Here is a 12,755-nt window from a genome sequence, read left to right as displayed (position 1 = left end):
TTAGCTGTTGTTATATTTCGCGTTTAGAAAGCCAGTTTTCTAAAATTTCATTAAACTCTTCTGGAGTTTCCATCATAGCTGCATGCCCACATTTATCTATCCAAAATAAATCAGCATCAGGTAAGAGTTTTTTGAAGTCTTGAGCAACTTCTGGTGGAGTAACGCTGTCTTGTTTTCCCCAAATTAAACAAGTAGGTTGTTTCATGTTGGGTAAATCTTTAGCCATATTATGACGAATTGCACTTTTAGCAATAGCTAATGTTCTAATCAATGTATTTCTATCGTTGATAACATCATACACTTGATCTACAAGTTCGTCTGTGGCAATAGCTTTATCATAAAAAACATCTTGCGCTTTTTTTCTAACAAACTCTTTGTCACCTCTTTTAGGATAGCTATCTCCCATAGAGTTTTCGTATAGCCCTGAACTACCTGTTAAAACTAATGCTTTAACATCTTCAGAGTAATGTTTTGTGTAGTATAAAGCTATATGTCCGCCTAAAGAATTTCCTAATAAAGTAACATTTTTAAGTCCTTTGTACTCTATGAAATCATGTAAAAATTTGGCTAAATTTTTTACGTTGGTTTTAAGGAGAGGTAAGGTGTATAAGGGTAATTCTGGAATAAAAACTTGATATCCTTTTTGTGAAAGATGATTAAAAGTGGAGTTAAAATTACTTAAAGCACCCATTAGTCCATGAAGAATGATAATTGGGCTTCCTTCTCCTGCTTCAGCGTATGTAAATTTGTCTTCTTTCTTTAAAAATTCAGTCATTATGTTTCTGATTTGACTTAACCACAAATGTAGTTCTTTTTTATCACTTTTTCATTTTTATTATTTCATGTACAATGGCGATATAGAAGTCTTTTAGTATCAGTTTTTTAGCTCAAAAACTAAAACTTATCAACAATGTGGTAAAAAGTGGTAAAAAGTGGTAAATATTTTTTATTTTTGATGCAAACTATAGTTTCTTTACGTGATAAATTTAATTGGAACATATGAGTGCAAGGTAGATGCTAAAGGGAGGTTGATGATGTCGTCAGCGTTCAAGAAGCAGCTGTCTTCTGTGTTACAAGAAGGTTTTGTGATTAAACGCTCTGTGTTTCAGTCTTGTTTGGAGTTGTATCCGATGCAAGAGTGGAATTTAATGATGGCAAAAATCAATAAACTAAATCGATTTGTAAAGAAAAATAATGATTTTATCAGAAGGTTTACTGCCGGTGTAAAGATGGTAGATGTAGATGCTTCTGGAAGGATATTGATTCCGAAAGATTTATGTCAATTTGCAGGAATAGAAAAGCAAGTAGTGCTTTCTTCTGCAGTGAATATTATTGAGATTTGGGATAAGAATAAGTACGAAAAAGTAATTGATGATGCTGTTGTTGATTTTGCTGAATTGGCAGAAGAAGTAATGGGTAATACGGAAGCAGATGAGTTATCATAGTCCAGTTTTGTTGAAAGAAAGTGTAGATGCACTTAATATAAAGGAAGATGGAGTGTATGTGGATGTCACCTTTGGAGGGGGAGGACATTCTAGAGAAATATTGAGTCGATTAGGAGAAAAAGGGAAATTGTTTGCTTTTGATCAAGACCCGGATGCGCAACAAAATAAAATTGATGATCCGCGTTTTGTGTTGATTGGTGAGAATTTTCGATTCATATCTAGGTTTTTACGCTTTTACGGTGTTAGGAAAGTAGACGGAGTATTGGCTGATTTAGGTGTGTCGTCGCATCAATTTGATGAAGCTGAAAGAGGTTTTTCAACTCGTTTTGATGCAGATTTAGATATGCGAATGGATCAAAAGTCTGAATTGTCAGGAAAAAAAATCATCAATACATATACTGAAGAAGATTTAGCAGATGTGTTGTTTTTGTATGGAGAGTTGCGAAATGCAAGAACTTTAGCTAAAACAATTGTTGAAGCAAGAGAGGGTAGAGAGATTAATACAAGTTTTGAGTTAAAAGAGGTGTTGCAAAGATTTTTGCCAAAAGCCAAAGAGCATAAAATTCTAGCACAAATTTTTCAAGCAATACGAATAGAAGTAAATCAAGAGTTGGAAGTGTTGAAGGAGTTTTTACAGCAAATTCCAGATTTGTTGAATGAGGATGGACGATTGAGTGTGATTTCATATCACTCGTTAGAAGATAGGTTGGTGAAGCGATTTATAAGAACGGGGTTGTTTAGCGGTGAGCCAGAAAAAGATTTTTATGGTAATACCAATGTGCCGCTTAAAAAGGTTGGTAAAATGATTGTGCCAACAAAAGAAGAGATTAAAGAGAATAACAGAGCACGAAGTGCGAAACTAAGAATAGCAACATTAAAATAATGTCTAAAGTAAGAAAGAGTATATACGATCTTTTAAGAGGAAGTTTTCTTACGGATGAAAGCTCATTTAAAAACTGGCGGATTTTAATTTTTGTTGTAGTGTTGTTGTTAATAATGATATATAGTTCGCACAGTGCAGATGCAAAAGTGGTGCAAATAGCAGAGCTTAATAAGAAGAAAAGAGAGTTGCGGGCTGAAGATGTAGATACGAGTACTGAATTAATGAGGATGAAGTTGGAAAGTAGTATTCGAGATAAAGTAAAAAGTAAAGGGTTGTTCCCTGCAAAAAAACCGCCCCAAAAAATAAAAGTAACATATAATAAAGAGTAATATAAAATGGTAGTAAAAAAAGGCATATTAAACAAACTCTATGTGATTGTTGTTTTAATGACGCTTTTCTTTGTAGTTATCATTTTTAGACTTTTTAAACTTCAATATGTAGAAGGGGGTAAGTATAGAAAGCTTTCTGAAGAAAAAACAGTTAAAAACGACACTATTTTTGCGAATAGAGGTAATGTGTATGCAGCAGATGGAAATTTGCTAGCAACATCAATGTCAAAATTTACCATTCGTATGGATGTGGTTGCGGTGGATTCAGAAGTTTTTGAGAAAAATATTCGTGCACTTTCAGAATCGCTCTCAGGTTTACTGGGTAAGCCGGCTAGTTATTATCAAAAGAAGTTACGTAATGCAAAAAAACGTAGAAATCGTTATTTGTTAATAGCTCGTAATGTAGGGTATAATGACTATGTGAAAATGAAAAGCTTCCCGATTTTTAATAGAGGGGTATATAGAGGAGGTTTTATAGCAGAGCAAAAAACAGTTCGTGTGCACCCTATAGGTAAAATAGCTGAGCGTACTATTGGATATGATGATTACAGAGGAGGGGCAGGAATTGAAGGGGCTTTTGCAGATTATATGCAAGGAGAAAATGGTTGGCGTTTAAAGCAAAAAATTGCGAAAGGACAATGGAAGCCAATTAATGATGTAAACGAGAAAGAACCAATAGATGGTAGTGATGTAATAACAACAATAGATGTGAATATTCAAGATATTACGCATCATGCTTTGTTAAGAGAGATGGAGTATTTTGAAGCAGATCATGGATGTGCTGTGGTGATGGAGGTAGAAACAGGAGAAATTAAGGCAATATCTAACTTAGGAAGAACTTCTAAAGGAAAATATTACGAAAAAAGAAATTATGCTGTTTGGGAGAGTCACGAACCAGGGTCAACTTTTAAGTTGGCTAGTTTAATGGTTGCACTGGAAGATAAAGTTGCTGATACTTCAACTGTTGTAGATTGTGAAAAAGGAAGGATTTATATTAATAATCGTAAAGTAGAAGATAGTAAAAGAGGAGGGTACGGAAAAATATCCTTAGGAAGAGTGTTTGAGGTTTCTTCAAACGTAGGAATTGTAAAAACGATACAAAAGCATTACGATAAGAATCCGAAAAAGTTTACCGATAAAATTAAGTCATTTGGTTTAGATCAATTAACAGGTGTAAAAATAAAAGGAGAAGGAAAGCCTTATATACCAGAACCAACAGAAAAAAGTTGGAGTCCAATTTCGTTAGAGTGGATGGCTTGGGGATATGGAGTTTCTCTCACACCTTTGCAAACACTAGCGTTTTATAATGCAGTAGCAAATGACGGAAAGTTGGTGAAACCATATTTTGTTAAAGAGCTAAGAGTAGGAGGTAAAGTAGAAGAAAGCTTTGGAACAGAAGTAGTAAAAGAAAAAATAGCATCACAAGAAACCTTAGATAAAGTCCGAAAAGTGATGGAAAATACTATAAAATACGGAACAGGTAAAGGAATTTATTCACCAAACTTTTCTATGGCAGGAAAAACAGGGACTGCAAAAAAATATATTCCAAGAACAAAAAATGCCAAAGGAGAGTACGAAGGTGGTTATTATTCAAATCAAAAATATGTGGCTTCTTTTGCAGGGTTTTTCCCAGCTGATGAACCAAAATACTCTTGTATTGTGGTGGTCCATAGTCCTAAAAAGGAAAAAGGATATTACGGGGCTACGGTTGCTGCTCCTATATTTAAAGAAATAGCTCAAAAAATTTATACTTCAACAGCAATCAATAATCAGTTTGTTTCTGATGATATTTCAGAAGAAGTCCTCGATAAAGAATATCAAGAATACTATCAAAAACTAAGGAAGTATAAAACAATTATGCCTAAAGTAATTGGTATGAGCGGAATGGATGCGGTTGCATTATTAGAGAACATGGGATTGAAAGTTAAGTTTTCAGGAGTAGGAAAAGTAACAGAGCAATCTGTAGAAAGAGGAGTGAAAGTCTCAAAAGGTGCAACGATATATTTAAAATTATCATAGTTGAAAAAATTAAAAGACATATTATACAAGGTAGCTGTAAAAGAAGTTTACGGAAATACGGATATTGATATAAACAATATTCAGTTTGATAGTAGACAAGTGCAGGAAGATGATGTCTTTGTTGCTCAAAAAGGAGTAACAGTAGATGGACATCAGTTTATAACAAAAGCAGTGTCGTTGGGTGCTAAGACTGTTATCTGTGAGTCTTTACCAGAAGATAAAAATGAAGAGGTTACCTATATTAAAGTAGAAGATTCTAATGCTGCATTAGCAATGATAGCAGCAAATTATTATAACAACCCGTCAAAAAGCTTGCAATTAGTAGGAGTAACAGGAACAAATGGTAAAACTACAATTGCAAGCTTATTGTATCAATTGTTTAAAAAAGCAAGGTATAAAGTAGGGTTGTTGTCAACTGTGCGAGTGATGGTTGATGATGAAGAATATAAGGCGACACACACAACACCAAACTCAGTAGCGATAAATAAATATTTATCAAAAATGGTTGAGGCTGGAGTTGATTATTGTTTTATGGAAGTAAGTTCTCATGGAATTCATCAAAAACGTACGGAAGGATTAGAGTTTGCAGGAGGTGTGTTTACGAATCTATCTCACGATCATTTAGATTATCACGAAACATTTGCAGAATATCGTGATGTAAAAAAATCGTTTTTTGATTCATTACCAAAATCAGCATTTGCTTTGGTGAATATAGATGATAAAAATGGGCAAATAATGCTGCAAAACACGAAGGCGAACAAACAAACTTATGCACTTAAAACAATTGGAGATTTTAAAGCAAAAGTGTTAGAAAAACGTCTTTCAGGAACTTTGTTAACAATTAACGGAGTAGAAGTTTGGACAAAGTTAATAGGAGAATTCAATGCATATAACTTGTTAGCTATATATGGAGTAGCAGAGTTGTTAGGGCTTGAAAAGATAGAAATTTTACGAATTGTAAGTGAACTAGAAAGTGTAAGTGGAAGATTTCAGTACACCGTTTCAGATGAAGGAGTTACGGCAATAGTAGATTATGCACATACACCGGATGCATTAAAAAATGTATTACAAACTATTAATGATATCCGAACAGGAAATGAAACCGTAATTACAGTTGTAGGATGTGGCGGAGATAGAGATACAACGAAGCGCCCAAAAATGGCATTAATAGCATCTCAGTTAAGTGATCAAGTTGTTTTTACTTCCGATAACCCTAGAACAGAAGATCCGCAATCAATAATTGATGAAATGGAAACAGGAGTTGCGGCAGAAAATTATAAAAAAACACTATCAATTGTAGATCGAAGACAAGCTATTAAAACAGCTTGTAAACTAGCAACTTCAGGAGATATTGTACTTATTGCAGGAAAAGGACATGAAACCTACCAAGAAATAAATGGTGTTAGGCATCATTTTGATGATTTAGAAGAAGTAACCAACTATTTTAATCAACTAAAAAAACACTAACGAATGCTGTATTATTTATTTCAATATTTAGAAAGTGAATTTAGCTTAACAGGGGCAAGTGTGTTTCAGTTTATCACATTTCGATCTGCAATGGCGTTCATATTATCCCTGTTGATATCAACCATTTTTGGTAAAAAAATTATCAATTACTTAAGAAGACAGCAAGTAGGTGAAACAGTAAGAGATTTAGGTTTAGATGGACAAGTACAAAAAGCAGGAACACCAACTATGGGAGGTGTAATTATAATTCTTGCAACATTAATTCCTGTACTGTTCTTGGCAAAACTAGAAAATATATACATCATTATTCTATTAATAACCACTGTTTGGATGGGGCTTATTGGTTTTGCTGATGATTATATCAAAGTATTTAAAAAAGATAAGGCTGGATTAAAAGGAAAGTTTAAGGTTTTAGGACAAATAGGATTAGGTGTAATCGTGGGGTCTATGCTGTATTTTCACCAAGATGTAACCATAAAAGAACAATTACCTACTTCAGAACAAGTTGTGCAAGTCGATGGCAAAAAGAAAGTGTTTGGAGAAGCGCACAAATCAACAAAAACAACAGTCCCTTTTTTAAAGAATAACGAGTTAGACTATGCGAAAGCGTTAAGTTTTTTGGGGGACGGATATGAAAAATATGGATGGATAATTTTCATTTTTGTTACCGTTTTTATTGTTACGGGAGTTTCAAACGGTGCAAATTTAACTGATGGGATTGATGGTTTAGCAGCAGGATCATCAGCAATTATGGTGATAACACTGGCAATTTTTGCTTGGGTATCAGGTAACATCATTTTTGCAGATTATTTAGACGTGATGTATATCCCGAAGTCTGGAGAAATGACCGTTTTCATCCTGGCATTTGCAGGAGCATTGATTGGGTTTTTATGGTATAATACCTATCCAGCACAAGTTTTTATGGGTGATACTGGAAGTTTAACTATTGGAGGTATCATAGCGGTAATAGCAATTGCCATAAGAAAAGAATTATTACTGCCAGTTTTAGCAGGAATATTTGTGGTCGAGAATTTGTCGGTAATACTACAAGTTTCGTGGTTTAAGTACACAAAGAAGAAGTTTGGAGAAGGAAGACGAATATTTAAAATGTCTCCTCTACATCATCATTATCAAAAACTAAACTATCATGAAAGTAAAATTGTAGTACGCTTTTGGATTGTAGGAATTTTGTTAGCGGTATTTACCATAGTAACATTGAAGTTAAGATAAAGGAGATTTTGGAGTTTTGATTTAAGATATAAGATTGAATGAAAGAACAGATTAAAAATAGAACTAAACAATTTGCTATCGATTGTTGGAGGTTATGTAAAGAATATCCTAAAACAAGAGAGTTTGATGCATATTGTAGACAATTGATAAGATGTTCTAGTTCGGTTGGAGCTAATTATAGAGCTGCTTGTAGGGCAAAATCTTCAGCTGACTTTATTCATAAATTAAAAATTGTTGAAGAGGAAGTAGATGAAAGCATGTTTTTTTTAGAGGTTTTTATGTCGATTCATGAAAATAATCAAGAAGAATTGAAAAGACTACATAAAGAGGCGGACGAGCTGACCTCAATTGTTGTAGCTTCTATAAAAACAGTAAAAAGTAAATCATCAATCAATAAATCTAAAATCATTAATTAAAAATGAAAAGATTAGTTGTGCTTGGTGGAGGAGAAAGTGGTGTAGGAACAGCGCTTTTAGGAAAACAAAAAGGATATGAAGTTTTTGTTTCAGATAAAGGAAGTATAGCAGAACGGTATAAAAAAGTTCTTTTACATAATTCAATCGACTTTGAAGAAAATCAGCATACAGAAGATAAAATTTTAAATGCTGACGTGGTGATGAAAAGTCCTGGAATTCCAGAAAAAGTTGCACTTGTGCAAAAGTTAGTTTCAAAAGGAATTAAAGTAATTTCTGAAATTGAATTTGCTTCGGAATTTACCAATGCAACCATCGTGGGAGTTACAGGCTCAAATGGTAAAACAACTACAACCATGTTAATACATTATGTATTAAAAAAAGCAGGCTTAAATGTGGGAGTTGGAGGAAATATAGGAGATAGCTTCGCTGAACAAGTAGTTGATGATAAGTACGACGAATATGTGCTGGAATTGAGTAGTTTTCAGTTAGATGGAATCGAAAAGTTTAAACCACATATTGCTGTGATCACCAATATAACACCAGATCATTTAGATCGATATGAATATGAATTTGATAACTATATAAACTCAAAATTCAGAATTACAAAAAATCAAACAAAAGATGATTTTTTAATATACGACGCCGATGATGAAGCAATTCAAACTTGGTTAAAAAATAATAAAATAGAAGCAACGCTAGTGCCATTTTCAGTAGAAAAAGAATTGGAATACGGAGCTTTTTTAAGACAAGACACGATAATAATGAAATTTAATACAGAAGAAAAATTAATGAAGGTTTCTGAGCTAACATTACAAGGAAAGCACAACACTAAAAATGCAATGGCTACATCGATGGCTGCAAGGTTGTTGAAAGTAAGAAAAGAAACAATTGCAGAAAGTTTGTCTGATTTTGAAGGTGTAGAGCACCGTTTAGAAAAAGTGCAAAAAGTAAATGGAATTGAATTCATTAACGATAGTAAAGCTACGAATGTAAATGCAGCTTTTTACGCATTAGAATGCATGGATAACCCAACAGTCTGGATTGTGGGAGGAGTTGATAAAGGAAATGATTATACAGATTTATTACCTTTAGTAAGAGAAAAAGTAAAAGCAATAGTTTGTTTAGGATTAGATAATCAAAAAATCATAGACACTTTTGCAAATGTAGTAGATGTGATGGTGGAAACTGCTGGAGCAGAAGAAGCAGTTAAAGTAGCTTATAAAATAGCGCAAAAAGGAGATACAGTGTTGTTGTCACCAGCATGTGCTAGTTTCGATTTATTTGATAGCTATGAAGATAGAGGAAGAAAATTCAAAGAAGCTGTAAGAAATATATAAAGCACACTAAAGATTGATGAAAAACATCTTTCGACATATAAAAGGAGATCGAGCTATTTGGGCTATCGTTGCAGTATTGGCAATATTTTCATTTATGCCAATATATAGTGCAAGTACCAATTTGGTATATGTAGTTGGTAATGGTTCTACTTTAGGACATTTGGTAAAACATATTGTATTGTTGATTACCGGATTTGCCGTAATTTATGGAGTGCATAAAATTCCATACAGATATTTCAGTGGAGGCTCTGTTTTAATGCTTCCTGTGGTTGTTTTACTGTTGGTTTTTACCTTGGCACAAGGAACTACTATTGGAGGAGCCAATGCAAGTAGATGGATTCGTATTCCGTTTGTAGGTATCGGATTTCAAACTTCCACATTGGCAGGTTTGGTGTTGATGGTATATGTAGCACGTTACTTAGCAAAAAATAAAGAAAAGGTAATTTCTTTTAAAGAAAGTTTATTGCAATTGTGGCTTCCAGTAGGTTTGGTATTGGTACTGATATTACCAGCAAACTTTTCAACTACAGCTATGGTATTCTTTATGATTTTAATGGTGTCGTTCATTGGAGGATACCCTTTAAAATATATAGGATATATATTAGGAATAGGACTTTTTGCTTTTCTATTTTTCATCTTAGTAGCTAAGGCATTTCCAGATGCAATGCCTAACCGTGTAAATACATGGAAAAGTAGAATTGAAAGTTTTTCTCAGCCAGATGGTGAAGAAGATTATCAAGTAGAAAAAGCTAAAATTGCAATAGCAACAGGAGGAGTAGTTGGGAAAGGACCAGGAAAAAGTGTGCAGAAAAATTTTTTACCACAATCCTCATCCGATTTTATTTATGCAATTATTGTTGAAGAATATGGTTTTGCAGGAGCAATAGTGGTAATATTTATTTATTTCTTATTGCTTTTCAGAATTTTAATAACCGCCAAAAAAGCTACTACCATATTTGCAACCTTGTTGGTTGTTGGTGTGGGAATTCCTATTGTTTTTCAAGCAATGATTAACATGGCAGTAGCAGTGAATATTTTACCAGTAACAGGACAAACACTCCCGCTAATAAGTAGTGGAGGTACCTCTATTTGGATGACATGTTTCGCATTAGGAATGATTTTAAGTGTAAGCGCTTCTAAAAACGAAACTGAAGAAACAATTTTAGATGATAACCCTTTAGATATTTTACATGAAACAATCGATTAATATCATAATAAGCGGTGGAGGTACAGGAGGTCATATTTATCCTGCAATAGCAATTGCTAACGAAATAAAAGTTCGTTACCCAGAAGCTAATATTTTGTTCGTAGGAGCAAAAGATAAAATGGAAATGGAAAAAGTTCCGCAAGCAGGATATGAAATCAAAGGATTGTGGATTTCAGGAATCCAAAGAAAACTAACTTTAAAGAACTTAATGTTTCCTTTTAAACTATTAAGTAGTTTATGGAAAGCATATAGAATTATACGAAAATTTAAACCAGATGTAGCTGTAGGTACAGGAGGTTTTGCAAGTGGACCAACGTTGATGGTTGCTAATAGAAAAGGAATTCCAACCTTAATTCAAGAACAAAATTCGTATCCAGGAATAACAAATAGATTGTTAGGTAAAAAAGCGCAAAAAATATGTGTAGCATACGATAATTTAGAGCGTTTTTTCTCTGAAGAAAAAATTATAAAAACTGGAAATCCAGTCCGTCAAGATTTACTATTTATTCATACTAAAATAGAGGAAGGGAAAGATTTTTTTGAATTAGATACATCTAAAAAAACAATTTTAGTACTAGGTGGAAGTCTAGGTGCTCGTAAGATTAATCAGTTAGTGGAAGCCAATTTAGACTTCTTTAAAAAACAAGGAGTTCAATTAATATGGCAATGTGGTAAGTTATACTTTGAAGAGTATAAGAAATATGATGAACTAGAAAATGTTCAAGTACATCAGTTTTTGAACAGGATGGATTTAGCCTATGCTGCTGCTGACTTTATTGTGTCAAGAGCAGGAGCAAGTTCAGTGTCAGAATTATGTATAGTAGGTAAGCCTACTATTTTTATACCGTCACCAAATGTGGCAGAAGATCATCAAACAAAAAATGCTAAGTCTATTGCAGATAAACATGGAGCCTTAGTAGTGAAAGAAAGTGAGCTTGATACCTTCCCAGTGGTATTAGAAACCTTGTTAAAAGATAAAGGGAAACAAGAAAGTTTAAGTGAAAACATTAATGAGTTAGCGTTACCAAATGCAACAAGTAATATCGTTAACGAAATAGAAAAATTAATCAATTAGTGAATTTAAAAACGATACATAACGTTTATTTTATTGGTATTGGTGGAATAGGAATGAGTGCTATAGCACGTTATTTTTCTGTCAATGGAAAAGTAGTAGGAGGCTACGATAAAACACCAACACCTATCACTAAAAGTTTAGAAGAAATAGGAATAGAAGTTCATTTTGAAGATGCTGTAAAAAATATTCCAATTTCATTTTTAAATAAAGAAAAAACATTGGTGGTGTATACACCAGCAGTTCCTAAAAATCATTTACAATTAAATTATTTTAAAGATAACGGATACACAGTCTTAAAAAGAGCAGAAGTATTAGGAGAAATTACTAAGAATACTTTTTGTTTGGCTGTAGCTGGAACACATGGAAAAACAACAACCTCTTCAATTTTAGGGCACATTATGCAACCTGAAAAAGCTACTTCGTTTTTAGGAGGAATTGCAGAAAATTATAATTCTAATTTAATTTTAGGAGGTGATGAAGTTTCAGTTGTTGAAGCTGATGAGTTTGATCGTTCGTTTTTAAAATTATCACCAAATATAGCTTGTGTAACCTCTATGGATGCAGATCATTTAGATATCTATGGAGAAAATGAATTGTTACAGCAATCATTTAGAGATTTTGCAGGTAAAGTTTCTGATACTTTGATTGTAGCAAAAGGATTACAATTAGAAGGATTAACATATGCTGTTGATGAGGAAGCTGACTATGAAGCCTATAATGTAAAAATTGAAGCTGGTAAATATGTTTTTGATGTTAAAACACCAACATCAGAAATTAAAAATATAGCATTTCATTTACCAGGAAATCATAACATGATGAATGCTTTAGCAGCACTAGCTATTGCAGATGTGTATGGAGTGTCATTAGAAAAAATTAAAAAACAGTTAGGAACTTTTAAAGGAGTACAGCGTAGATTTTCTTATAAAATAAAAACTGAAGACGTTGTGTTGATTGATGATTATGCACATCATCCTACTGAAATAAAAGCAGTAGCACAATCTGTTAGAGAAATGTATCCAAAAGAAAAAGTATTGACTGTATTCCAACCACACTTATTTAGCAGGACTAGAGATTTTGTAGATGATTTTGCAGAAGCATTATCATTGTTCGACGAAGTGCTATTGTTAGATATTTATCCAGCTAGAGAATTGCCAATAAAAGGAGTTACTTCTAATTGGTTATTAGAAAAAATAACCATTGATACTAAAAAGTTAGTGTTGAAGGAAAAATTAAGTAACGAAATCATAAAATCAGAGTCAAAAATAGTGGCAATGTTAGGTGCAGGAGATATTGGTTTATTAGTTGATGAAGTAAAAAATAAATTAGAGGAAAAACACAAAAAATAGA

At 33.1% G+C, this 12,755-nt stretch carries 12 protein-coding genes; 11 read left to right on the top strand and 1 reads right to left on the bottom strand.

Annotated elements, in window-relative coordinates:
• Nucleotides 1-10: 10 nt before the first annotated feature.
• Entirely contained in the window at nucleotides 11-775 is a 765-nt protein-coding gene (locus ACTPNM_RS15355; protein ID WP_440122663.1) for an alpha/beta fold hydrolase, read from the bottom strand.
• A gap of 202 nt (nucleotides 776-977) precedes the next feature.
• Between ACTPNM_RS15355 and mraZ the strand changes: the two genes are divergently transcribed.
• From mraZ to murC, 11 genes are read left to right on the top strand one after another with little or no spacing between them, the layout of a single operon-like run.
• On the top strand, nucleotides 978-1,445 hold the full coding sequence (gene mraZ, locus ACTPNM_RS15350) for a division/cell wall cluster transcriptional repressor MraZ (RefSeq protein WP_440122661.1): 468 nt from the start codon (nucleotides 978-980) through the stop codon (nucleotides 1,443-1,445).
• Complete coding sequence (gene rsmH, locus ACTPNM_RS15345; protein ID WP_274639581.1) at nucleotides 1,432-2,328, top strand: 16S rRNA (cytosine(1402)-N(4))-methyltransferase RsmH; 897 nt, start codon at nucleotides 1,432-1,434, stop codon at nucleotides 2,326-2,328. The genes mraZ and rsmH overlap by 14 nt, the downstream gene beginning before the upstream one ends.
• Nucleotides 2,328-2,657: an FtsL-like putative cell division protein gene (locus tag ACTPNM_RS15340; protein ID WP_099215555.1), complete on the top strand. Its 330-nt coding sequence runs from the start codon at nucleotides 2,328-2,330 to the stop codon at nucleotides 2,655-2,657. The genes rsmH and ACTPNM_RS15340 overlap by 1 nt, the downstream gene beginning before the upstream one ends.
• A 6-nt stretch (nucleotides 2,658-2,663) precedes the next feature.
• Nucleotides 2,664-4,676, top strand: a complete 2,013-nt coding sequence (locus ACTPNM_RS15335; RefSeq protein WP_440122660.1) for a penicillin-binding protein — start codon at nucleotides 2,664-2,666, stop codon at nucleotides 4,674-4,676.
• Nucleotides 4,677-6,143, top strand: coding sequence for a UDP-N-acetylmuramoyl-L-alanyl-D-glutamate--2,6-diaminopimelate ligase (locus tag ACTPNM_RS15330; protein ID WP_440122659.1), 1,467 nt, complete (start codon nucleotides 4,677-4,679; stop codon nucleotides 6,141-6,143). It begins immediately after the preceding gene.
• A gap of 3 nt (nucleotides 6,144-6,146) precedes the next feature.
• Nucleotides 6,147-7,373: a phospho-N-acetylmuramoyl-pentapeptide-transferase gene (mraY, locus tag ACTPNM_RS15325; RefSeq protein WP_440122658.1), complete on the top strand. Its 1,227-nt coding sequence runs from the start codon at nucleotides 6,147-6,149 to the stop codon at nucleotides 7,371-7,373.
• A 38-nt stretch (nucleotides 7,374-7,411) separates the two neighbouring features.
• On the top strand, nucleotides 7,412-7,789 hold the full coding sequence (locus tag ACTPNM_RS15320; protein ID WP_440122657.1) for a four helix bundle protein: 378 nt from the start codon (nucleotides 7,412-7,414) through the stop codon (nucleotides 7,787-7,789).
• 2 nt (nucleotides 7,790-7,791) lie between these two features.
• Nucleotides 7,792-9,126 (top strand): UDP-N-acetylmuramoyl-L-alanine--D-glutamate ligase, encoded by a 1,335-nt coding sequence (murD, locus tag ACTPNM_RS15315; protein ID WP_440122656.1) that lies wholly within the window; start codon nucleotides 7,792-7,794, stop codon nucleotides 9,124-9,126.
• 16 nt (nucleotides 9,127-9,142) lie between these two features.
• Nucleotides 9,143-10,333, top strand: coding sequence for an FtsW/RodA/SpoVE family cell cycle protein (locus tag ACTPNM_RS15310; protein ID WP_440122655.1), 1,191 nt, complete (start codon nucleotides 9,143-9,145; stop codon nucleotides 10,331-10,333).
• Nucleotides 10,317-11,408, top strand: coding sequence for an undecaprenyldiphospho-muramoylpentapeptide beta-N-acetylglucosaminyltransferase (gene murG / locus ACTPNM_RS15305; protein WP_440122654.1), 1,092 nt, complete (start codon nucleotides 10,317-10,319; stop codon nucleotides 11,406-11,408). Before ACTPNM_RS15310 ends, murG begins: the two co-directional genes overlap by 17 nt.
• The gene (gene murC, locus ACTPNM_RS15300; RefSeq protein WP_440122653.1) at nucleotides 11,408-12,754 is read left to right on the top strand and encodes a UDP-N-acetylmuramate--L-alanine ligase; all 1,347 of its coding nucleotides are present in this window, start codon (nucleotides 11,408-11,410) and stop codon (nucleotides 12,752-12,754) included. Before murG ends, murC begins: the two co-directional genes overlap by 1 nt.
• Nucleotide 12,755 lies beyond the last annotated feature (1 nt).

This window comes from Tenacibaculum sp. Ill (assembly GCF_051938915.1).
Classification (GTDB): Bacteria; Bacteroidota; Bacteroidia; order Flavobacteriales; family Flavobacteriaceae; genus Polaribacter; species Polaribacter larymnensis.
The sequence above is the reverse complement of the archived record's forward strand: the minus strand, read 5'-3'. Positions and strand labels throughout refer to the sequence as shown.

Bases quoted from the DNA above. Each gene is read 5' to 3' on its own strand.
- ACTPNM_RS15355 (WP_440122663.1), bottom strand. From the start codon at position 775: ATGACTGAATTTTTAAAGAAAGAAGACAAATTTACATACGCTGAAGCA.
- rsmH (WP_274639581.1), top strand. From the start codon at position 1,432: ATGAGTTATCATAGTCCAGTTTTGTTGAAAGAAAGTGTAGATGCACTT.
- ACTPNM_RS15340 (WP_099215555.1), top strand. From the start codon at position 2,328: ATGTCTAAAGTAAGAAAGAGTATATACGATCTTTTAAGAGGAAGTTTT.
- ACTPNM_RS15335 (WP_440122660.1), top strand. From the start codon at position 2,664: ATGGTAGTAAAAAAAGGCATATTAAACAAACTCTATGTGATTGTTGTT.
- mraY (WP_440122658.1), top strand. From the start codon at position 6,147: ATGCTGTATTATTTATTTCAATATTTAGAAAGTGAATTTAGCTTAACA.
- ACTPNM_RS15320 (WP_440122657.1), top strand. From the start codon at position 7,412: ATGAAAGAACAGATTAAAAATAGAACTAAACAATTTGCTATCGATTGT.
- murD (WP_440122656.1), top strand. From the start codon at position 7,792: ATGAAAAGATTAGTTGTGCTTGGTGGAGGAGAAAGTGGTGTAGGAACA.
- ACTPNM_RS15310 (WP_440122655.1), top strand. From the start codon at position 9,143: ATGAAAAACATCTTTCGACATATAAAAGGAGATCGAGCTATTTGGGCT.
- murG (WP_440122654.1), top strand. From the start codon at position 10,317: ATGAAACAATCGATTAATATCATAATAAGCGGTGGAGGTACAGGAGGT.